We start from the raw sequence: 20,954 nt of genomic DNA, 5'->3' as shown, positions 1-20,954 counted from the left end.
GACTCAGCTCAATATGGAGACCGTTCCCAAGTATTTCAAGGCGCGTGACAGATTGTCGCTGTCCAGGCTGTCCAGCCAGTGTAAATCGCTCCAGCTGCGCAACCAGGTGAACTGGCGTTTCGCCAATTGGCGCGTGGCAATGATGCCGCGCTCCTGCATCTCAGCTGACGTCAGCTTTCCATCCAGATGATCCCAGACTTGGCGGTAGCCTACAGCACGTATCGACGGCAACCCTGGATGCAGGTCACCTCTTGAACGCAGTGCTACGACCTCGTCCACAAACCCCTGTTCCAACATAATTGTGAATCTTTGTGCAATTCGTTCATGCAGCACCTGGCGATTTGCCGGAGCGATGGCCAGATTCGCCACAGTATAGGGCAATTGTGACTGCCCAGATGCGCCTGCGTCAGCACTTTGCGCACTTTGTTTCAGCCGGTGTTCAGTCATGGTCTGCCCGCTCACACGCCAGACTTCCAGGGCCCGTGAAAGGCGCTGGGGGTCGTTGGGGTGAATGCGCGCGGCGGATACCGGGTCTATTGCCGCCAACTGGTCGTGCAGGGCCTGCCAGCCAAGGCGTGCAGCCTCTTCCTCAAGCTCGGCGCGCACCTGGGCGTCGGCCGCCGGCATATCCGCCAGCCCCTCCTGCAAAGCCTTGTAATAGAGCATCGTACCGCCCACCAGCAGCGGAATATTGCCCCGCGCGGTGATCTCGGCCATGGCGGCCAGCGCGTCGGTACGGAAATCCGCCGCCGAATAGCTCTCGGCCGGGTCGATAATGTCGATCAACTTATGCGGATACTGTGCCAACAGCGCTTTGGAAGGCTTGGCGGTGCCAATGTCCATGTCCCGGTAAACCAGGGCAGAGTCGACACTGATCAGCTCGCATGGCAACACCTTGGTCAGCTCGATGGCCAGGTCGGTCTTGCCGGCGGCCGTAGGACCCATCAGGAAGATCGCGGGGGGCAAGGCACTCATCAACGGCCGCGCAAGAACAGTTTGTCCAGGTCGTCCAGGCCCATCTGGGTCCAGGTCGGCCGACCATGGTTGCATTGCCCGCTGCGTTCGGTGTTTTCCATGTCGCGCAGCAAGCCGTTCATTTCCGGCAGGGCCAGGCGGCGATTGGCGCGAATGGCACCGTGGCAGGCCATGGTGCCGAGCAATTCGTTGATGTGCGCCTGGATACGGTCACTGGTGCCGTACTCCATCAGGTCGGCGAGTACGTCAGCTACCAGCCGGTTGGCCTCGGCCTGCTTGAGCAGTGCGGGGATCTGGCGGATGGCCAGGGTTTCCGGGCCCAGGCGTTGCAGTTCAAAGCCCAGCTTCTGGAACACGCTGTGGTGCTCTTCTGCGCAATCAGCCTCACGCTGGCTGACCGCCAGGGATTCCGGCACCAGCAGCGGCTGGCCGCTGAGGCCTTCACTGGCCATGGCAATCTTGAGGCGCTCGTACATGATCCGCTCGTGGGCGGCGTGCATATCCACCAGCACCAGGCCATGGGCGTTTTCCGCCAGGATGTAGATACCCTTGAGCTGCGCCAGCGCATAACCCAACGGCGGAATATCTCCACCGCCCTCCGGCAAGGCGACAGGTGCACCCGGCTCAGCCCCCGGCAGCGGCGCAAAAAACTCGCGGTATGCCGCCTGGGCCTCGGCCACCGGCACCGCCGATTGCGGACGCGGCGTGTATTGGTACTGATAACCCGCCCCCGAACCGGAACCCGGCGCGGTGTACGACGGCTGCGGCTGCGGCGATTGCAGCAGGTTGGCCGCCAGGCTCATTTCGCCCTGGGGGCCGAACTCACCGGCTTCCGGGCCGCTCGGCCGCACCACTGCCGTTACGATGGGGGCAGACAACTGATCATCCGGACGCACATCGCCCAAGGTGCGGTGCAAGGTGCCGTAAAGGAAGTCATGCACCATGCGCCCATCACGGAAGCGCACTTCGTGTTTGGTGGGGTGCACGTTGACGTCCACCACCGACGGGTCGACCTCGAAGAACAGCACAAACGTCGGGTGCCGCCCATTGAACAGCACATCGCGGTACGCCTGGCGCACCGCATGGGCTACCAGCTTGTCGCGCACTGCACGGCCGTTCACAAAAAAGTACTGCAGGTCCGCTTGGCTGCGGGAGAAGGTCGGCAAACCGACCCAGCCCCACAGGCGCAGGCCATTGCGTTCGATTTCAATCGGCAGCGCCTGCTCCAGGAACCCCGCGCCGCAAATAGCCGACACCCGGCGAGCACGCGCCGCGTCGTCATGGGCTTCATGCAGGCTAAGGATGGTCTTGCCGTTGTGGCGCAGGTGGAAGGCCACGTCGAAACGGGCCAGGGCCAGGCGCTTGATGACTTCCTGCAGGTGATCGAATTCGGTTTTTTCGGCCTTGAGGAATTTGCGTCGCGCCGGGGTGTTGAAGAACAGGTCGCGCACTTCCACCGACGTCCCCACCGGGTGGGCGGCCGGCTGGACTCGAGGCGCCATGTCGCGGCCTTCGGTTTCCACTTGCCAGGCTTGATCGGCGTCACGGGTGCGTGACGTCAGGGTTAGACGTGCCACGGAGCTGATCGACGCCAGGGCCTCACCGCGAAAGCCCAGGCTCATCACGCGCTCAAGGTCTTCCAGGTCGCGGATCTTGCTGGTGGCGTGACGGGCCAGGGCCAACGGCAGGTCGTCGGAGGAGATGCCGCTGCCATCGTCACGCACCCGCAGCAGCTTGACGCCGCCCTGCTCCACGTCGACATCAATACGCTTGGCGCCTGAGTCGATGCTGTTTTCCAGCAGCTCCTTGATCACCGATGCGGGACGCTCAACCACTTCCCCCGCTGCGATCTGGTTCGCCAGGCGCGGGCTGAGCAGCTCGATACGCGACCCACTGTTCAAGGTTGATTCGCTCATTACTGTGCCGCCAATTCAGTGCCGGGGATGGTCAACACTTGGCCGACTTTGAGCTCATCGGTTTTCAGGTTGTTGGCACTGCGCAAGGTAGCGGCCGAGACCTGGAACCGCACCGCCAGCATCGCCAGGGTGTCGCCGGGCTGCACGCGATGATCACGCGGGCCCTGGGCGATTTTGCCCGAGTCACGCAGCCAGGCGATGTAGGTGCCCGGTGGCGGATTCTGCTGGAAGAACTGGCGAATACCGGCACTGATCGAGCGTGCCAGCGCCTGTTGATGGCTGGCGCTGGCCAGCTTCGAGGCTTCGTTGGAGTTGGAGATAAACCCGGTTTCCACCAGAATCGACGGGATGTCCGGCGACTTCAACACCATGAACCCGGCTTGCTCCACGCGCTGCTTGTGCAGCGAGGTCACCCGGCCGATGTTGCTCAGTACTTTTTGGCCAACGTTCAAGCTGGACGTCAGCGAGGCCGTCATCGACAGGTCGAGCAGCACGCCGGCGAGCATTTTGTCCTTGTCATCGAGGGACACATTGCCGGCGCCGCCGATCAAGTCGGAACGGTTTTCGCTGTCGGCCAGCCAACGCGCAGTCTCGGACGTAGCGCCGCGATCCGACAGGGCAAACACCGACGCGCCAAAGGCAGCCGCTGAAGGCGCGGCGTCGGCGTGGATCGACACAAACAGGTCGGCGCCTTTCTTGCGGGCGATTTCGGTACGCCCGCGCAATGGAATGAAGTAGTCGCCGGTACGCGTCAGCTCGGCGCGATAGCCTTTCATGCCATTGACCTGGCGCTGCAACTCGCGGGCGATGGCCAGCACCACGTCTTTTTCATGCTGGCCGCGCGAGCCGGAGGCCCCCGGGTCCTCGCCACCGTGGCCGGCGTCGATCACCACAATGATATCGCGCTTGCCGGCCGGAGCCGGTGGCGGCGGTGGCAGCTTGACCTGCGGCTGCGACGGGCTGACCGGCACGGCCGGCACCGTTGCGACGCTTGGGGTTGGCGCGGGCGGCGGTGCGGCATCGGCGGCATTGTCGAACAGGTCGACCACCAAACGGTTGCCATACTGTGCGTTTGGCGCCAGGGAGAAGCTTTTCGGGGTCACGACCTTTTTCAGGTCGATCACCACGCGCAGGTCGGTCGGCGTACGCTGGGCCGAGCGCATGGCGGTGATCGGGGTGTTGGCGGTGGAGACTTTCAGCGGCGCGGCCAGGGTCGCACCGTTGATGTCGATCACCAGGCGATCAGGCGCCGTCAGGGTAAAGACGCTGTGCTGGACCGGGCCAGACAGGTCGAACACCAGTCGCGTGTTATCCGGCGCTCGCCACAGGCGAACGCTTTTCACCTGTGAAGCAGCCAGAGCATTGACAGTCATTGCCGCAAGCAACACCCCTACGACAGCAACCAACGCGCGAAAGCGCATACCTAACCCCACCAATTATTTGAATTCCAATGCCAAAGCGGCGCACCACGACTGGCCGCGCGCGCTTTGGGGCAACAACTTCAGCTGACGTCCATGCTCATGCGGCGTAATGGTAATGGTCAGGTCCGGCTTTGGCAAAAAGCCTGTGCCTTTATCTGGCCACTCGATCAGGCACAACGCATCTTCATCGAAGTAATCACGGATGCCCATGAACTCCAGCTCTTCGGGATCGACCAGGCGATAGAGGTCGAAATGGAACGCCCGCACCTCGCCAATTTCATAGGGTTCCACCAAGGTGAACGTCGGGCTTTTTACCGCCCCGGCGTGCCCCAACCCGCGAATGATCCCCCGGGACAGTGTGGTCTTGCCCGCCCCCAGGTCGCCCTCCAGAAAGATCAGCCCTGCCCCGGCGGTGACCTGGGCAATGCGCTGGCCGAAAGCAACCATGGCCTCTTCATCGGCCAGGAAAAGGATTACTTCAGACACGGCGACTGCTCCTCCAGCAATTGACGAATGGCGGGTATCAGGTCGCTTGCCGCCAGCCCGCGACCAAAGGTGCCCTGGCGATCCCCCGCCGTGGCGTGCAACCACACGGCCAGGCAGCTTGCCTCAAAAGCCAGCATGCCTTGGGCAAGCAGTGCCCCCACCAGGCCGGCCAACACGTCACCGAGCCCCGCCGCGGCCATGGCCGGGTGGCCCTGGTCACATTGCGAAACACGTCCGTCCGGGCTGGCAATCAAACTGCCAGCCCCCTTGAGGATAGCCACGGCGTTGAATTTCTCGCTCAACGCGCGCGCTACCTTAAGACGATCAGCCTGAACCTCGGCTGTCGACATACCCAGCAAGCGCGCAGCCTCCCCCGGATGCGGAGTGATCACGCAGTTGGCCGGCAGGCCGACGCCGCCGGTGGCGAGTTGATTCAGCGCGTCGGCATCCCAGACTTGCGGCTGCTTGGCGTTGGCCGCAACGGACAAGAGGCTTTTGCCCCAGGCGGCTTCGCCCAGGCCGGGACCGATCACAATGACCGAGATTTTTTCCAATAGGCTCATCAGTTGATTGGCCGAGCTCACCCCAATGGTCATGACCTCCGGCAAACGCGTCAACGCTGCGGGAACGTGCTCCAGGCGGGTCGCCAGGGACACCATGCCGGCGCCACTGCGCAGGGCACTTTCGGCACTCAACAGCGCTGCGCCGCCAAAGCCGCGGTCACCGCCAATGACCAACAGGTGGCCGAACTGGCCTTTATGGGCGTCCGGGGAACGTGCGGCCAGTTGCGGCAAGTGGCCGTGCAACAGGGGCTGTACGTCGGTTATTGCGTGTTTTGTCTGCGGCATGCGTCTTCAAGCTCCGATGTCTGGCAGAATTATACCTATCTAACCTGCGGTTTCCCTTGTCTCATGCCTGCCATCACCACCGATCTGCCTGCCCTCGCCCAATCGATCAAAGACTGGGGCCGCGAGCTGGGCTTTCAACAAGTCGGCATCAGCGGCCTGGACCTGGCCGAGCATGAACAGCACCTGCAACGCTGGCTCGACGCGGGTTACCACGGCGAGATGGAGTACATGGGCGCCCATGGCAGCAAACGCTCGCACCCCGAAGAGCTGGTGCCTGGCACTCTGCGCGTGGTCTCGCTGCGCATGGACTACCTGCCCGGCGACACGCAGATGGCGCAACTGCTGTCCAAGCCGGAAAAAGCCTATATCTCGCGCTACGCCCTGGGCCGCGACTACCACAAGCTGATCCGCAAGCGCGTGCAGCAACTGGCCGACCGCATTCAAGCGCAGATCGGCCCCTTTGGTTTCCGCGCCTTCGTCGACAGCGCGCCGGTGCTGGAAAAAGCCATCGCCGAAAAAGCCGGGTTGGGCTGGATCGGTAAAAACACCCTGGTCCTCAATCGCAAGGCCGGCAGTTACTTCTTCCTGAGCGAACTGTTTGTCGACTTACCGCTGCCAGTGGACCCGCCCCACAGCACCGAACACTGCGGGCGCTGCACGGCGTGCCTGGATATCTGTCCCACCAATGCCTTCGTCGGCCCCTATGTGCTGGACGCGAGGCGCTGTATTTCCTACCTGACCATTGAGCTCAAAAGCGCGATCCCCGAAGACTTGCGCCCGTTGATCGGCAACCGCGTGTTTGGCTGCGATGACTGTCAGATCGTTTGCCCGTGGAATCGTTTCGCCGGCGCCACCGCAGAAAGCGATTTCAAGCCACGCCACAACCTGGATAACGCGGAACTGGCCGAACTGTTTATGTGGGACGAGGATAAATTCCTCAGCAGCACCGAAGGCTCGCCGCTACGTCGCGCCGGTTATGAGCGCTGGTTACGCAACCTGGCGGTAGGCCTGGGCAACGCGCCGTCGAGCATTCCGGTGCTGGAAGCCTTGAAGGCACGCCAGGATTATCCCTCCGAGCTGGTGCGCGAGCACGTGGAATGGGCGCTGAACCAGCACGCTTCGCGCTAGTGCACGTCGTCGTTGTAGACGAACTTGGGCATTTCCCAGTGAAAGCGGATTGCGAGCAGGCGCAATAGAAAACCGCTGAACAGGGTCAGCAGAATCGCTTGTTCGCTGGGCAACTCCAGATAAAGGCAGAGCAAATAGAACCAGGCGGCGAGGAACGACACGCTGGCGTACAGCTCGCGGCGGAAGATCAGCGGGATATCGTTGCAGAAGATGTCGCGCAAGATGCCGCCGAATACACCGGTGATCACCCCGCTGACCGACGCTACGAGCATGCCGTGGCCCATTTCCAGGGCGGTCATGCAGCCGATCAGGGTGAAGGCCACCAGGCCCACGGCGTCGAGCGCCAGGAACAGCGAGCGCAGATGGCGCATCAGTGGGGCGATGAAGATCGTCACCAGCGCGGCAACGGAGGTCAGCACCAGGTATTCCGGGTGTTTGACCCAGGTCAGCGGGTAATGGCCGAGCAGCACGTCACGCACCGAACCACCGCCCAGCGCCGTCACACACGCGATCAGCACCACGCCAAACCAGTCCATGCCACGCCGCCCGGCTGACAACGCACCGGTCATGGCTTCGGCGGTGATGGCGATGAGGTAGAGCATCAGCAGCATGAGGGCGATCCTTGCATTGAGGCCGGCAGTCTAATCATTTGCTGATGGCACCAAAAGGGGGCGCTTGGCGAAAGACCGCGTCACATCATCGGGGGCAAGCCCCCTCCCACACCTTGATGTGTGATCGCAGTCAAATGCGGGAGGGGGCTTGCCCCCGATGAGGTCGATACAGGCGCCAAACACTCAGGCCTTGATGAAATGCTTGCGGTAATGCTGCAGCTCAGCAATCGACTCGCGAATATCGTCCAGCGCCAAGTGAGTGCTGCCTTTATGGAAGCTGTCTTTGACTTCCGGCGCCCAGCGCGCAGCCAGCTCTTTCAAGGTGGACACATCCAGGTTGCGGTAGTGGAAGTAGCTTTCCAGCCCCTTCATGTGCGTATAAAGGAAGCGCCGGTCCTGGCAGATGCTGTTACCGCAGATCGGCGACTTGCCCTTGGGCACCCACTTTTCCAGGAACGCGATGGTTTCAGCCTCGGCCTCAGCCATGCTGATGCGACTGTCGCGCACGCGCTGGGTCAGGCCGGAGTTGCCGTGGGTGCGGGTGTTCCACTCGTCCATGGTGGCGAGTACGGCGTCGCTGTGGTGGATGGCGATCACCGGACCTTCCGCCAAGGTGTTGAGGTTGCTGTCGGTGACAATGGTCGCCATCTCGATGATGACGTCGGTGTCGGGGTTCAGACCGGTCATTTCCAGATCGATCCAAATCAGGTTCTGTGGGTTTTGCATGGCTTGATTCTCTTGGCACCTTGGCGTAGCTGCGCAGTTTAGCAGGCAGGGGCGTGCTAGACTCGCGACCGTTTTATCTAACCTTTGCATTATCGACACGGAACACCAATGGCCAAACGCCAGCTCAACCGTCGCCAAAACTGGCGCATCGAAAAGATTCAAGGCGAACGCGCCGCACGCGCCGCCAAACGTGAATCCTCCGCCGTGGAAGCGCTCGAGGGCGGCGACCTGGGCCCCGAGCAGACGGGCCTGGTGATCGCGCACTTTGGTGTGCAGGTCGAAGTCGAGGCGCTCGAAGGCGAACTCGCAGGATCAGTGTCCCGTTGCCACCTGCGCGCCAACCTCCCTGCGCTGGTCACCGGCGATAAAGTGGTATGGCGGGCCGGCAACCAGGGTATCGGCGTGATCGTCGCCCAGTTGCCACGCACCACCGAACTGCGTCGCCCGGACAGTCGTGGCCAGCTCAAGCCGGTAGCGGCCAACGTCGACATGATCGTCATTGTGTTCGCGCCGCTGCCCGAGCCCCATGCCAACCTGATTGACCGTTACCTGGTCGCCGCCGAGCACGCGGGCATTCGTCCGCTGCTGCTGCTGAACAAATTCGACCTGATTGACGAGCAGAACGCCCCAGCGCTCAACGCCTTGCTGGCGGTGTACCGCACCCTCGGCTACCCAGTGCTGGAAGTGTCGGCGCATCACGGCAATGGCATGGAACAGCTGCAACAGCAGCTGGACGGACGTATCAGCGTGTTTGTCGGCCAATCGGGCGTGGGTAAATCCTCGCTGGTCAACAGCCTGCTGCCGGAAGTCGACACCCGCGTGGGCCCACTGTCGGAACTGTCCGGCCAGGGCACTCACACCACCACCACCGCGCGACTGTTCCACTTCCCCGGCGGCGGTGAGCTGATCGACTCCCCGGGTATCCGCGAATTCGGCCTCGGCCACGTCAGCCGCAGCGACGTGGAAGCGGGCTTTATCGAATTCAACGACCTGATCGGCACCTGCCGCTTCCGCGATTGCAAACACGACCGCGAGCCGGGCTGTGCGCTGCTCAAGGCCCTGGAAGATGGGCGTGTGCAGCAGCAGCGGATGAATAGCTATCGGTCGATTATCGCGAGCTTGCCCGAAAGCAGTTACTAAACCGCAGAAACAACAAGGCCGCGATCATCGCGGCCTTGTTGTATGTGAAACCTACGACCCAGCCTTAGGCACCGTAGGATCCTTCACCCCACCCTCATCAAACAGATTCAGCTTCTGGCGCAGTTCATGCGCCGGCAATGGCTCTTGCCCTGGCGGAATGGCGTTCGGATCGGTCGGAACCTCACCCGGTGCGCCTGCACCCGGAGTGGGCTGAGGAGCCGGCGGCTGATCACCTTCAATCGCACGTTGGGCCTTTTTGGTCAGCACGACGATATCGATACGGCGGTTGATCGGGTTGAACGGCTCCTTGTGATCAAACAGCTGCGACGATGCAAACCCCACCACCCGCGCCACTTGCGGGTCCGGGTAACTGCCGGCCACCAGCGCGCGACGTGCGGCGTTGGCACGGTTGGCCGAAAGCTCCCAGTTGCCGAAGTCGCCCTGGCCCGCATACGGCTTGGCGTCGGTGTGGCCGCTGATGCTGATCTTGTTCGGCACCGCCTTGATGGTGTCGGCCATGGCCAGCAGGATGTCTTCAAAGTACGGCTTCAGGCGCGCACTGCCCGAGTCGAACATCGGCCGGTTGGCCGCATCGGTGATCTGGATGCGCAAGCCGTCCGGGGTGATCTCGAACGAAATCTGGTCCTTGAACTTCAGCAGTTGCGGGTTTTCCTCAACCTTGGTCTGCAGTTCTTGCAGCAACAGTTCCAGGCGCTCTTGCTCGACCTGCTCCGCCATGGCCTCAACAGTATCGCGCTCGATCGGGATCTTTTCCTGAGGCGCTTCGGTTTTGACTTCCGGGTTGATGGTGCGCTCAGGCGCCAACTGCGGCGAACCGCCCAGGTCGATCACGAAGGGCGTGCCACTTTCCGAGAAACCAATGGGGTCTTTGAAGTAGCCGGCGATGGCAATCTTCTGTTCCGGCGTGGCGGTGGACATCAGCCACAGCACCAGGAAGAACGCCATCATCGCCGTCGCAAAGTCGGCGAAGGCGATTTTCCAGGCGCCACCATGGTGCCCCGCAGCGAAGCGCTTGACGCGCTTGATGATTATCGGCTGGTTGTTTTCCATGGCTTAGCGACCGCGAACCGCTTGTTCCAACTCGGCGAAGCTTGGGCGATGCTTGGGGTACAGCACTTTACGACCGAACTCCACCGCCAGCGACGGCGGCATGCCGGAAGCGGAAGCCACCAGGCTGGCCTTGATCGATTCGTACAGGTTGATTTCTTCCTTGGCGTCATGGGCCAGGGAGGTGGCCAACGGACCGAAGAAGCCGTAAGCCGCGAGAATACCGAAGAAGGTACCGACCAGTGCCGCACCGACGTGCATACCGATGGCGGCTTGGTCGCCTTCACCCAGGGAGGCCATGGTCACCACAATACCGAGTACCGCCGCGACGATACCGAAACCCGGCATACCATCAGCGACACCGGTCACGGCGTGGGACGGGTGCTCCAGCTCTTCTTTAAGGCTGAACAACTCCATGTCGAACAGGCCTTCCAGCTCATGGGGAGCCATGTTGCCGGAGGACATGATGCGCAAGTAGTCACAGATATAGGCGGTCATGCGCTCATCTTTGAGCACGGCCGGGTACTTGGCGAAAATCGGGCTGGCCGCAGCGTCCTCGATGTCACCTTCGATGGCCATCATGCCTTCGCGGCGGCTCTTGTTGAGGATCTCGTAGACCAGGCCCAACACCTCCAGATAGAAGGTGTGGGTGAAGCGTGAACCGAACATGCCCAGGGATTTCTTGACCACGTGCATCGTCATGTAGCCGGGGTTCGCCTGCAAGAATGCGCCGAATGCCGCACCACCGATGATCAGCACTTCGAAGGGCTGGATCAGCGCAGCAATTTTACCGTGGGACAGGACGTACCCACCGAGCACACTTGCGATGACGACAATGATGCCGATAATTTTAGCCATAGGAGATGAGTACTTGCGCCGTCGGGTTCATGGACATATTGGGGGGAACTGAAAACTCTTGTTCCTCTTATCGGCAAAACTGCGCCAGACTATAGCCCGTTAAGGCGAAAAGCCAGTTCGGCCCGCTCCGGGTGTGTTGACCGCAAGTGATGATCGCGCCCCAATCATGGCTAATGAAACGACAGTCCCAACTGCTAAACCTACCTCTCTCGCCGCTTGGATCAAGCGCCTGGACGATGTGCTGCTGCCTGTTCCACAGGCCAGCCACGACCGTGTGTGCAAGGGCATCCGCGACAGCCGCAGTTCATTGCGGGATATTGCCGAGCTGATGCAAGACAGCCCGGCGCTGGTGCTCAGCGTGATGCGCGAGGCCAACAGCCACACCCACGGCAGCCTGGCTGAGCCGGCAGAAAATCTCGAAGTGGCGCTTAACCGCCTGGGCCTCAAGCGCGCCGAAGAACTGCTGGCGCGCTTGCCCGCAGTGCCCGAAAACGAGATTCCCGTGGCACTGCGCCAATTGTTGCTGGTGAGCCAGCACGCTTCGCAGCAAGCCAACGGTTTGTTCGGCAGCCGCCTGGCGCGCCTGTGGCAAGACATTCACTGGGGTAGCCTGCTGTTTCTGTCGCCGCTGTGGCCGATGGCGGTCGCGTACCCCAAACTCCTGGAAGAATGGGAACTGCGGGTGATCCACAAAGGCCAGTCGGCCCGCGAGGTGGAACAGGCCTTATTCGGCGTGCGCCTGCTGGACCTGTGCGTCGGCCTGACCGAAGCCTGGCACCTGCCGATCTGGGTATCCCAGGGCTACAAGCTGCTGTTGACCGAACAGCGTTTGCTGGTCAAGGCGCTGCATATCGCCCGCGAAGAAGACCCCCTGCGCCATCAACAATTGCTCGACGCCGAACCCAACCTGCGCCGCTGGCTCAACCAGCCGGCCAATACGGTGTTGCTGGCCAACGGCCTGGCGATGTCGGCCCAGGAGTCTTGGACCTGCCCGCATACCGAGCGCTGGCAGCGCCTCACGGCGCTGTACCTGCAACAGCCGTTGGGCGAGGTGCAACAACAGGTTCACCAGCAAGCCGTCGCCAGCGCCCGCAACACGTTGATGCCTGACCTCTGGCACCCGGCGCTGTCGCTGATCTGGCCCTGGCATGTGCAGAAAATTCATCGCGGCCTGCTACCCGCGCCACCGCCCACCGCCGAGGCCCTGGCCGTGTGGCGCAAGCGCTGCACCGAGCTGCTGGTAGAGCCCAGCCGCTTTGCCAATGCCATGCACCTGACCACGTGCGCCAAGGAGGCCTTGGTGGCCAGCGGCATGCAGCGGGTCATGTTGCTGATGACCGATCGCGCGCAGAGCATGTTGCGCGTGCATCAGGTCGACGGCCTGCCGAAAGACGCGGCCAACCTGAGCCTGGACGTGGTCAACAGCACGCTGCTGCAGCGCCTGCTGGAAAAGTCCGCCCAGGTGCGCCTCACGCCGGACAACCACGCGCAGTTCTCGGCACTGCTGCCGCCGATCCTGCGCCGCCTGTTTACTGGCGAACACCTGTTGCTGCGCTCCCTGAGCTGCAATGGCAAGGTGGTGATGCTGATGGTGGCCGACCAGGGTGGCGGGCCGTTCTCGGAAACCACCGTGCAGGCCTTCGGCAAAACCGCCCAATGCATCGAGAAAGCCCTGCACTGCTTTACCAACCGCAGCGCCTGATGCTTGCGCTACAATCGCGGTCCTTTAATGCCAACATTTGTGCCCAGGAGACCTCACATGCCTGACTTCTCTGGCTTGCCGCTGGTGATCGAATCCGGCGACCTGCTCGGCCGCCTGGAGGCCGAACACCTGATTCTGGTGGACCTCACCAGTGCCGCCCGCTACGCCGAAGGGCATATCCCCGGCGCGCATTTCGTTGACCCCAAGCGCACCCAGTTGGGCCAGGCGCCGGCGCCCGGCTTGCTGCCCAACAAAGCTGACCTGGAAGCACTGTTCGGCGAATTGGGCCATACCCCCGACGCCACCTACGTGGTCTATGACGACGAAGGCGGCGGCTGGGCCGGGCGTTTTATCTGGATGCTCGATGTGATCGGCCACCAGAAATACCACTACCTTGACGGCGGCCTGCTGGCGTGGCTGGACGAAAAACACCCGGTCTCCACCGACGTGCCCGCCCCAGTCGGCGGCCCGGTCAGCCTGACGCTGCACGACGGCCCCACCGCCACCCGTGAATACCTGCAAAGCCGCCTGGGCGCGGCCGACCTGGGCATCTGGGACGCACGCGGCCCGCTGGAGTATTCCGGCGAGAAGGTGCTGGCGGCCAAAGGCGGGCACATCCCCGGCGCGGTGAACCTCGAATGGACGGCCGGCATGGACAAGGCACGCAACCTGCGTATCCGCCGCGACATGCCGCAGATCCTCGAAGACCTCGGGCTGACCAAAGACAAAGAAATCATCACCCACTGCCAGACTCACCACCGCTCTGGCTTCACCTACCTGGTGGCCAAGGCGCTCGGTTATCCGCGAGTCAAAGGTTATGCCGGTTCCTGGGGCGAATGGGGCAACCACCCCGACACCCCCGTCGAGATTTAAGGTTTAAGGACAGTAAATGAAAAAGCAGTTGTTTATCCTCAGCCAGTACTTGCTGCCGCACCACCTGCTGTCGCGCCTGGCAGGCTGCATTGCCGAGTGCCGCGTGCGTTGGTTCAAGAATGCCTTCACCGCCTGGTTCGCCAAGCGCTATCAAGTGGACATGTCCCAGGCCCTGGTTGAGGACCTGACCGCTTATGAGCACTTCAACGCCTTCTTCACTCGCGCATTGAAAGACGGCGCACGCCCACTGGATCAAACCCCTGGTGCGGTGTTGAGCCCCGCCGATGGCGCAGTGAGCCAGCTTGGCCCGATCGAGCATGGTCGTGTGTTCCAGGCCAAAGGCCACAGCTTCAGCGTACTGGAACTGCTGGGTGGCGATGCGGCCTTGTCTGCGCCGTTCATGGGCGGCGATTTCGCCACCGTTTACCTGTCGCCGAAAGACTACCACCGCGTGCACATGCCACTCGCCGGCACTCTGCGCGAGATGGTCTACATCCCTGGACGTATCTTCTCGGTGAACCAGACCACCGCGGAAAACGTACCCGAGCTGTTCGCACGCAACGAGCGCGTTGCGTGCATCTTCGACACCGAACGCGGCCCGATGGCCGTGGTATTGGTGGGCGCGATGATTGTGGCTTCGATTGAAACCGTGTGGGCCGGGCTGGTGACGCCGCCGAAGCGCGAGCTGAAAACCTTCCGCTATGACGAAGCAGCACGTGCGCCGATTCACCTGGAGAAGGGTGCGGAGCTGGGTCGCTTCAAACTGGGCTCGACCGCGATCGTGCTGTTCGGGCCGGATCAGGTGAAGTGGGCGGAAGAATTGGTGGCGGGCAGCCCAGTGCAAATGGGCCAAGGCATCGCCGCGCCTAAAGCTTGACGCAAACTCAATGTGGGAGGGGGCAAGCCCCCTCCCACATTTTGAACTGCGTTTATTCAGTTAAAGCTGACCATCGCGGTCGCGGAAGCCCAACAGATACAACACCCCGTCCAGCCCCAACGTCGAAATCGCCTGCTTGGCCGACTGTTTCACCAGCGGCTTGGCACGGAACGCCACGCCCAACCCGGCAATCGCCAGCATCGGCAAGTCATTGGCCCCATCGCCGACCGCAATGGTCTGCTCCAGGCGCAAACCTTCCTTGTGGGCCAATTCCTTCAGCAAGTCCGCTTTGCGCTGGGCGTCGACAATCGGCTCCACCGCCACGCCGGTCACCTTGCCATCCACCACTTCCAGCTCGTTGGCGAACACATAGTCGATGCCCAGCTTGGCCTGCAATTGCTTGGCGAAGTAGGTGAAGCCGCCCGACAGAATGGCGGTCTTGTAACCCAGGCGCTTGAGTTCGGCGAACAGGGTTTCGGCGCCTTCGGTCAGGCGCAGGGAGGCGCCGATGGCGTCCAGCACGCTCACGTCCAGGCCCTTGAGCAGCGCGAGGCGCTCTTTGAAGCTGGCGCGGAAATCGAGTTCACCGGCCATGGCGCGCTCGGTGATTGCGGAAACCTGCTCGCCCACGCCGGCCGCCTTGGCCAGTTCGTCGATGACTTCAGCTTCGATCAGCGTCGAGTCCATGTCGAACACCGCCAGGCGACGGTTGCGACGGAACAGCGAATCTTCCTGGAAGGCGATATCGACGTTCAGCTCCTGGGCCACGCTGAGGAATTCGGCGCGCAGGGCTTGCGGGTCGGCCGGTTCACCGCGCACGGAGAACTCGATGCAGCCCTTGCCCTTGTCGGCCGGAGTGTCCAGCGGCATGCGACCCGACAGACGGTCAATATGGTCGATATTCAGGCCATAGTGCGCGGTGATGGAGCTGACGCGCTGCAGTTGCTCGGCGGTGACCTTGCGGGTCAGCAGCGTCACGATATGGCGTTTTTTGCCCTGGCCGGCGACCCACTGCTGGTAGTCCTCTTCGGACACTGGCGTGAAACGCACCTGCTGGTCCAGCTTGTAAGCCGTAAACAGGATGTCCTTGAGTACCGAAGACGCCTGTTCCGTGCTCGGGATCTCGACCAGGATCCCGAACGACAGGGTGTCGTGGATCACCGCCTGGCCGATGTCGAGAATGTTCACACCACCCTGGGCCAGCACTCCCGTAATAGCCGCAGTAAGACCCGGGCGGTCTTCACCAGTGATGTTAATCAGGACAATTTCGCGCAAGGCGCACCCCCAGGCTGGAAAAAAACCGCATTCTACCCACTTTCAGTGACCATCGGGCACAGCCAGCGCTTTGCCGGTCCTAGGGCTGTCGCTATACTGCGCGTCAACTTCACGGACCAAGAGCCGAGCGCAAGTGAACCGGCCCACGCCAGTAAAAACCGATAATTTCTTCCTGCTGATCTTCCGGGCACTGCGCCACCGCCGTGTACCGATCGCATTACGCATCGCCAGCCATAACGTGATCCTGGTCGCCCTGGCCCTGGTGATCTACGCCTGCGTGATGGGTTTGCAGTTCAAGCAGGCCATGCACGAGCAAGCCGATGCCCTGGGCGAGAGCTTGACCACCCAGACCGCCACCTCGGCGACTGAGCTGCTGGTGTCCAACGACATCCTCAGCCTCAACGTGCTGCTCAACAACCTGACCAAGAACCCGCTGGTGGCCCACGCCGCCATCTACAGCGTGGACAACCGGATCATGGCCGAGGCCGGGCAACGTCCGAAAAACGGCTTGCTGGGTGAAGCCGAAGGCCTCTACCAGAGCAACATTACCTTTCAGGATGTGAAGGCCGGCCAACTGCGCATCAGCCTGGACATGCAGCAATTCCAGCAGCCGATGACCATCAGCCTGCAGAGCATGGGGATCCTCAGCGCGATCCTGCTGGCATTGGCCCTGGCCTTGAGCTTACGCCTGGGTCGGCATATTTCCACGCCGTTGATGCAACTGCGTATCTGGCTGCGGGACATTGATGAGCACACCCCGGCCACCGACCGCCAGGATGAAATCGGCGACCTCGCCCGCCAGTTACACGCCAGCTTTGCCCCGGAACCCGTGGTGCCTGAAGTTGAGCCGGAGCCGGAGTTCGACGACACCGACTACGAGCAAGAGCCGGAGTTTGAAGTACGCAACCTGCGTGATCCGGGTTTCGACGAGCGCCCTCCGGTGGCGGGCCTCAAGCCTGTGCCGCGCCATGCATTCAAGGCCGAAGAAGACGAGCTGGACGAAGACGATCCCTTTGCCGACCTGCGTGATACGTCCGCCGACAGCGGCGCCATTGCGCCCAAGCCGGCCCCGGTACGCAGCACCGAGCCACAATACAGTGCAGTGCTCGCCGTACAACTGGGCGCCCAGGACCAACTGCGCCGCCTGCCCCGCGCCCGCCTGACCGAATTGCTGGAACGCTACCGTGACTGCCTCGACCAGGCTGCTTCGCTGTACCAGAGCGAACTGCACACCCTGAACGATGGCAGCACGTTGATGCTGTTCCACAGCGAAGACAGCGGCGAAGACTACCTGACCAACGCGATTTGCTGCGGCGAGCTGCTGCGCGCCCTGGGCCATGAATTGCAGATCGAAGTGGCCGACAGCGGCATCACCCTGCAATTGCAGCTCGGCCTGACGGTAGGCGACGACCTGTTCGGCATGAGCCAGATCGACCTGTTGCTGACCGAAATGGCCCAGGATGCATTGGCCCTCTCACAACACAGCCGCAACCTGCTGCTGGTGGAGCGCAAGATCAGCGAAGACACGCTGATCCGCCAACGCGCGCGTATCCGCCCGATTGCCAGCCCTGAAGGTGCCAGTTGCGTGGAGCGGTTGATGGAGCCGTACCCGTCGATGCTGGAACGGCAGTTGGCGCGGATGCATGAGACCCGCACCAAATAAAACGGTAGGGCTCATGTGGGAGGGGGCTTGCTCCCGATAGCCGAGTATCAGTTAACACATCATTAACTGAACCACCGCTATCGGGGGCAAGTCCCCTCCCACATTGGGTCAGCGGCGTGGCTCAAACCGCGCACAAATAAAAAGGCCCGCTGAGTCAGCGGGCCTTTTGTTTGTGCGCGATTCAGATCAGAACCTGAACACTTCCATGTCCGTACGGATCGGCGTAGCCATCGGCATCTTCGGCTTCTGCGGCTCTGCCGGCTTGGCCTGTACCGGGGCGCTCTGCTTGCGGGGCGCCTCGGCAATCGGCGGTTGGTTGGCCAATGGCTTGAGGGCCACCGACAACTGCTGCGCCAAATGCTGCAACAGCACGCCCTGTGCCTGGACCTGGGACGCGGTGCTACCGGTGTGTTCTTCCTGCAGGTGCACGATGCGGTTATCGCGTACCTGGCCACGACGGTCGATCAAGCGCCATTGCGCATCGAGGATCGCCGGTTGCGACGTACCGGAGTCGAGCCGGGTAATGGTCAGCAAGACCTGTACATCCGGCGAAAAACCGGCTGGCGCCGGCGCCAGGACCACACGCTGACTGTCCAACTGACCCGCCACCTGGCGCAACATCAGTTGGTTGATGTCGGACGATAAACTGCCCGCCCAACGACCATCGGTGGAACCTTGCAGGCTGCCGTCGTTCTGACGTTGCAGAAGGGTTTCACGTTGCAGGTAGTCGGCGACGACCACCGGGCCCAGCAACACCGCCATGCCGGCAGTCTGCGCAGGTTGAGCTGGACTTCCGCTGTCCAACTGGTACAGCGACACCGGCTGGTGTGTGCTGCAACCCGCCAGCCCCAAAAGGCCAGCGAGCATGAAAATAAAAGGAAGGCGTGGAGCAGTCATCATCCCATCCAGGTGGCTGCCACAAGGCGAACCACAATGTAATACTAAAAATAACCTAAACACGCTCGGCCACGCCGGCGCTGGAAAGGCCATATCATCCGTGAATATGCGCCATGACTCCAGCGCCAAAGCGTCGATCTACGCGTTAAATCGTAGATCGAGGGCTCTAAAACGCGTTAAACCGGCGTTTCCACCAGCAACGCATCCACTCGCTGGAAGCCCCGAGGCAGTTTGTTACCACGCCGACCACGCTCGCCCTTGTAGTGCTCAAGGTCATCGGGACGCAGTGACAACGTGCGTTTCCCGGCCTGAAGCACCAAGGTCGAACCTTCCGGGATCACTGCGATGTCGGTCACGTACTCTTCGCGACTGGCCACCCGCTCGCCGGGAATACCAATGATCTTGTTACCCTTGCCTTTGCCCAACTGCGGCAAGTCGCTGATTTTGAACACCAACAAACGCCCTTCGGTGGTCACCGACGCCAGCCAGTTGCTCTCTCGGTCGTCCACTGGCCGCGGCAGGATCACCTTGGCGTTGTTCGGCAAGCTCAGCAAGGCCTTGCCCGCTTTGTTCTTGGCCTGCAGGTCTTCACCCTTGACCACAAAACCGTAACCCGCGTCGGAGGCGATCACGTAAAGCGCGTCGTCGTCCGGCAGCAGCACACATTCAAAATTCGCCCCCGGCGGCGGCGTAAGCCGCCCCGTCAACGGCTCGCCCTGCCCGCGTGCCGATGGCAAGGTGTGGGCCGGCACCGAATAACTGCGTCCGGTGGAGTCGATAAACACCGCAAACTGGTTGGAACGCCCGGCGGCAGCGGTCTTGAACCCGTCACCCGCCTTGTACGACAAACCAGTGGCGTCAATATCATGCCCCTTGGCGGAACGAACCCAACCCTTTTCCGACAGAACGACGGTAATTTTCTCGTTCGGCAGCAGCTCGGTTTCGGTCAGCGCTTTTGCCTCTGCACGCTGCACGATCGGCGAACGGCGGTCATCGCCATAGGTTTCGGCGTCTTTGATCAGCTCGCTGCGCACCAGCTTCTTGAGCTTGGCTTCGCTGCCCAACAGCGCTTGCAGCTTGGCTTGTTCCTTGAGCAACGCGTCCTGTTCGTCACGCAGCTTCATTTCTTCCAGTCGCGCCAATTGGCGCAAGCGGGTATCGAGGATGTAGTCCGCCTGGATTTCGCTCAGCTCGAAACGCGCGATCAGCTCGGCTTTCGGGTGCTCGGCGGTACGAATGATGTGGATCACTTCGTCCAGGTTGAGGTAGGCGATCAGCAAGCCGTCCAACAGGTGCAAGCGGCGCTCAACCTTATCCAGACGGAATTGCAGGCGGCGGCGCACGGTATTGATCCGGAACTCCAGCCACTCCACCAGCAGGTTGCGCAGGTTTTTCAGCTGCGGCTTACCGTCCAGGCCGATGATATTGACGTTGACCCGGTAGCTGGACTCCAACTCAGTGCTGGCGAACAGGTGTTGCATCAGCACTTCGTGGTCGACCCGGCTGTTGGTCGGGATGATCACGATGCGGCATGGGTTTTCGTGGTCGGACTCGTCACGCAGGTCGGCGACCTGCGGCAGTTTCGACGGTTTGGCCTGCATCAACGCGGCGATCTGCTCCAGCACCTTGGCGCCCGACACCTGGTGCGGCAGCGCGGTGACGATAATGTCGCCATCCTCGATGTGGTACACGGCACGCATGCGCACCGAGCCCTTGCCGGTTTCGTACATCTTCAGCAGGTCGGCACGAGGCGTGATGATTTCCGCTTCGGTCGGGTAGTCCGGGCCCTGGATGTGCTCGCAGAGTTGCTCCACCGTGGCCTTCGGTTCATCAAGCAAACGTACGCAGGCCGTGGCGACTTCCCGCAGGTTGTGCGGTGGTACATCTGTGGCCATACCGACGGCGATACCGGTGGTGCCATTGAGCAGGATATTCGGCAAACGTGCCGGCAACACCAGCGGTTCGTCGAGAGTGCCGTCAAAGTTCGGCCCCCAGTCCGCAGTGCCCTGCCCCAGCTCGCTCAGCAGTACTTCCGAGTAACGCGACAGACGCGCTTCGGTGTAACGCATCGCGGCGAAGGACTTTGGATCATCCGGCGCACCCCAGTTGCCCTGGCCGTCCACCAGCGTGTAGCGGTAGCTGAACGGCTGGGCCATCAGCACCATGGCTTCGTAGCACGCCGAGTCGCCGTGGGGGTGGAACTTACCGAGCACGTCACCGACGGTACGCGCCGATTTCTTGTGCTTGGAATCGGCGTCCAGGCCCAACTCACTCATGGCGTAGATAATGCGCCGCTGTACAGGCTTCAGGCCGTCGCCGATATGCGGCAGGGCACGGTCCATGATCACGTACATGGAGTAGTTGAGGTAGGCATTTTCGGTGAAGTCAGCCAGCGACCGGCGTTCTACGCCGTCTAAGCTGTCTGCGAGGATGTCACTCATGCGGGCCTCATCATTGTTTGGTAAGGCGCAGCGGAACTGCCGCTGCACC

General features: G+C 61.9%; 18 protein-coding genes. 6 read left to right on the top strand and 12 right to left on the bottom strand.

The genetic code is table 11. The features are described 5' to 3' along the window. Positions 1-3: 3 nt before the first annotated feature. The 5 genes from miaA to ACI512_RS05925 are packed head-to-tail and all read right to left on the bottom strand — an operon-like array spanning position 4 to position 5,646. The gene (miaA, locus tag ACI512_RS05945; RefSeq protein ID WP_012721914.1) at positions 4-975 is read right to left on the bottom strand and encodes a tRNA (adenosine(37)-N6)-dimethylallyltransferase MiaA; all 972 of its coding nucleotides are present in this window, start codon (positions 973-975) and stop codon (positions 4-6) included. Then, complete coding sequence (gene mutL, locus ACI512_RS05940) at positions 975-2,891, bottom strand: DNA mismatch repair endonuclease MutL (protein WP_043204692.1); 1,917 nt, start codon at positions 2,889-2,891, stop codon at positions 975-977. The genes miaA and mutL overlap by 1 nt, the downstream gene beginning before the upstream one ends. Beyond that, positions 2,891-4,312 carry an N-acetylmuramoyl-L-alanine amidase gene (locus ACI512_RS05935; protein WP_012721912.1) on the bottom strand — a complete coding sequence of 474 codons (1,422 nt, stop codon included), beginning with the start codon at positions 4,310-4,312 and terminating at the stop codon, positions 2,891-2,893. The genes mutL and ACI512_RS05935 overlap by 1 nt, the downstream gene beginning before the upstream one ends. Before the next feature lie 15 nt (positions 4,313-4,327). Next, positions 4,328-4,798 (bottom strand): tRNA (adenosine(37)-N6)-threonylcarbamoyltransferase complex ATPase subunit type 1 TsaE, encoded by a 471-nt coding sequence (gene tsaE / locus ACI512_RS05930; RefSeq protein ID WP_046033925.1) that lies wholly within the window; start codon positions 4,796-4,798, stop codon positions 4,328-4,330. Next, the gene (locus ACI512_RS05925; RefSeq protein ID WP_236379852.1) at positions 4,786-5,646 is read right to left on the bottom strand and encodes an NAD(P)H-hydrate dehydratase; all 861 of its coding nucleotides are present in this window, start codon (positions 5,644-5,646) and stop codon (positions 4,786-4,788) included. The genes tsaE and ACI512_RS05925 overlap by 13 nt, the downstream gene beginning before the upstream one ends. 63 nt (positions 5,647-5,709) lie before the next feature. Here ACI512_RS05925 and queG point away from each other — a divergent pair, with 63 nt between their 5' ends. After that, positions 5,710-6,774, top strand: coding sequence for a tRNA epoxyqueuosine(34) reductase QueG (gene queG / locus ACI512_RS05920; protein WP_236379850.1), 1,065 nt, complete (start codon positions 5,710-5,712; stop codon positions 6,772-6,774). On the opposite strand, the gene ACI512_RS05915 is transcribed toward queG, so the two are convergent. Together ACI512_RS05915 and orn are read right to left on the bottom strand one after the other, a co-directional pair. Further along, positions 6,771-7,385: a trimeric intracellular cation channel family protein gene (locus ACI512_RS05915; RefSeq protein WP_012721908.1), complete on the bottom strand. Its 615-nt coding sequence runs from the start codon at positions 7,383-7,385 to the stop codon at positions 6,771-6,773. The two genes, queG and ACI512_RS05915, sit on opposite strands and share 4 nt — an antisense overlap. Before the next feature lie 183 nt (positions 7,386-7,568). Further along, positions 7,569-8,111 (bottom strand): oligoribonuclease, encoded by a 543-nt coding sequence (orn, locus tag ACI512_RS05910; RefSeq protein ID WP_003171343.1) that lies wholly within the window; start codon positions 8,109-8,111, stop codon positions 7,569-7,571. 108 nt (positions 8,112-8,219) lie between these two features. Between orn and rsgA the strand changes: the two genes are divergently transcribed. Beyond that, positions 8,220-9,251: a small ribosomal subunit biogenesis GTPase RsgA gene (gene rsgA / locus ACI512_RS05905; RefSeq protein WP_003171340.1), complete on the top strand. Its 1,032-nt coding sequence runs from the start codon at positions 8,220-8,222 to the stop codon at positions 9,249-9,251. A 51-nt stretch (positions 9,252-9,302) separates the two neighbouring features. Here rsgA and motB read toward each other — a convergent pair whose 3' ends face one another. Together motB and motA are read right to left on the bottom strand one after the other, a co-directional pair. Beyond that, positions 9,303-10,322, bottom strand: a complete 1,020-nt coding sequence (motB, locus tag ACI512_RS05900) for a flagellar motor protein MotB (protein ID WP_064053986.1) — start codon at positions 10,320-10,322, stop codon at positions 9,303-9,305. A gap of 3 nt (positions 10,323-10,325) precedes the next feature. Continuing rightward, a complete protein-coding gene (gene motA / locus ACI512_RS05895; RefSeq protein ID WP_064053987.1) occupies positions 10,326-11,177 on the bottom strand; it encodes a flagellar motor stator protein MotA in 852 nt (283 codons plus the stop codon). A gap of 166 nt (positions 11,178-11,343) precedes the next feature. Between motA and ACI512_RS05890 the strand changes: the two genes are divergently transcribed. Genes ACI512_RS05890 through asd form a run of 3 tightly spaced genes read left to right on the top strand, consistent with a single transcriptional unit; the run spans position 11,344 to position 14,629 of the window. Beyond that, positions 11,344-12,879 (top strand): HDOD domain-containing protein, encoded by a 1,536-nt coding sequence (locus ACI512_RS05890; RefSeq protein ID WP_064053988.1) that lies wholly within the window; start codon positions 11,344-11,346, stop codon positions 12,877-12,879. Positions 12,880-12,936: 57 nt separating this feature from the next. Continuing rightward, positions 12,937-13,752, top strand: a complete 816-nt coding sequence (locus ACI512_RS05885) for a rhodanese-like domain-containing protein (protein ID WP_405121689.1) — start codon at positions 12,937-12,939, stop codon at positions 13,750-13,752. A gap of 16 nt (positions 13,753-13,768) precedes the next feature. Then, on the top strand, positions 13,769-14,629 hold the full coding sequence (gene asd, locus ACI512_RS05880; protein ID WP_012721902.1) for an archaetidylserine decarboxylase: 861 nt from the start codon (positions 13,769-13,771) through the stop codon (positions 14,627-14,629). Between the two features lie 60 nt (positions 14,630-14,689). On the opposite strand, the gene serB is transcribed toward asd, so the two are convergent. Next, complete coding sequence (serB, locus tag ACI512_RS05875; RefSeq protein WP_012721901.1) at positions 14,690-15,904, bottom strand: phosphoserine phosphatase SerB; 1,215 nt, start codon at positions 15,902-15,904, stop codon at positions 14,690-14,692. Positions 15,905-16,037: 133 nt separating this feature from the next. Here serB and ACI512_RS05870 point away from each other — a divergent pair, with 133 nt between their 5' ends. Next, positions 16,038-17,567, top strand: coding sequence for an AhpA/YtjB family protein (locus ACI512_RS05870; RefSeq protein WP_236379846.1), 1,530 nt, complete (start codon positions 16,038-16,040; stop codon positions 17,565-17,567). 186 nt (positions 17,568-17,753) lie between these two features. On the opposite strand, the gene ACI512_RS05865 is transcribed toward ACI512_RS05870, so the two are convergent. Beyond that, positions 17,754-18,464, bottom strand: coding sequence for a membrane integrity-associated transporter subunit PqiC (locus ACI512_RS05865; RefSeq protein WP_043204688.1), 711 nt, complete (start codon positions 18,462-18,464; stop codon positions 17,754-17,756). Positions 18,465-18,640: 176 nt separating this feature from the next. Next, positions 18,641-20,905, bottom strand: a complete 2,265-nt coding sequence (parC, locus tag ACI512_RS05860) for a DNA topoisomerase IV subunit A (protein ID WP_012721898.1) — start codon at positions 20,903-20,905, stop codon at positions 18,641-18,643. Positions 20,906-20,954: the final 49 nt, after the last annotated feature.

The organism is Pseudomonas petroselini (genome assembly GCF_045037875.1).
In the GTDB taxonomy this organism is placed as follows: Bacteria; Pseudomonadota; Gammaproteobacteria; order Pseudomonadales; family Pseudomonadaceae; genus Aquipseudomonas; species Aquipseudomonas petroselini.
The sequence above is the reverse complement of the archived record's forward strand: the minus strand, read 5'-3'. Positions and strand labels throughout refer to the sequence as shown.

What these genes read in the sequence shown, in the direction of transcription:
- miaA (WP_012721914.1), bottom strand. Translation starts at nt 975, where the DNA reads ATGAGTGCCTTGCCCCCCGCGATCTTCCTGATGGGTCCTACGGCCGCC.
- mutL (WP_043204692.1), bottom strand. Translation starts at nt 2,891, where the DNA reads ATGAGCGAATCAACCTTGAACAGTGGGTCGCGTATCGAGCTGCTCAGC.
- ACI512_RS05935 (WP_012721912.1), bottom strand. Translation starts at nt 4,312, where the DNA reads ATGCGCTTTCGCGCGTTGGTTGCTGTCGTAGGGGTGTTGCTTGCGGCA.
- ACI512_RS05925 (WP_236379852.1), bottom strand. Translation starts at nt 5,646, where the DNA reads ATGCCGCAGACAAAACACGCAATAACCGACGTACAGCCCCTGTTGCAC.
- queG (WP_236379850.1), top strand. Translation starts at nt 5,710, where the DNA reads ATGCCTGCCATCACCACCGATCTGCCTGCCCTCGCCCAATCGATCAAA.
- ACI512_RS05915 (WP_012721908.1), bottom strand. Translation starts at nt 7,385, where the DNA reads ATGCTGCTGATGCTCTACCTCATCGCCATCACCGCCGAAGCCATGACC.
- orn (WP_003171343.1), bottom strand. Translation starts at nt 8,111, where the DNA reads ATGCAAAACCCACAGAACCTGATTTGGATCGATCTGGAAATGACCGGT.
- rsgA (WP_003171340.1), top strand. Translation starts at nt 8,220, where the DNA reads ATGGCCAAACGCCAGCTCAACCGTCGCCAAAACTGGCGCATCGAAAAG.
- motB (WP_064053986.1), bottom strand. Translation starts at nt 10,322, where the DNA reads ATGGAAAACAACCAGCCGATAATCATCAAGCGCGTCAAGCGCTTCGCT.
- motA (WP_064053987.1), bottom strand. Translation starts at nt 11,177, where the DNA reads ATGGCTAAAATTATCGGCATCATTGTCGTCATCGCAAGTGTGCTCGGT.
- ACI512_RS05890 (WP_064053988.1), top strand. Translation starts at nt 11,344, where the DNA reads ATGGCTAATGAAACGACAGTCCCAACTGCTAAACCTACCTCTCTCGCC.
- ACI512_RS05885 (WP_405121689.1), top strand. Translation starts at nt 12,937, where the DNA reads ATGCCTGACTTCTCTGGCTTGCCGCTGGTGATCGAATCCGGCGACCTG.
- asd (WP_012721902.1), top strand. Translation starts at nt 13,769, where the DNA reads ATGAAAAAGCAGTTGTTTATCCTCAGCCAGTACTTGCTGCCGCACCAC.
- ACI512_RS05865 (WP_043204688.1), bottom strand. Translation starts at nt 18,464, where the DNA reads ATGACTGCTCCACGCCTTCCTTTTATTTTCATGCTCGCTGGCCTTTTG.
- parC (WP_012721898.1), bottom strand. Translation starts at nt 20,905, where the DNA reads ATGAGTGACATCCTCGCAGACAGCTTAGACGGCGTAGAACGCCGGTCG.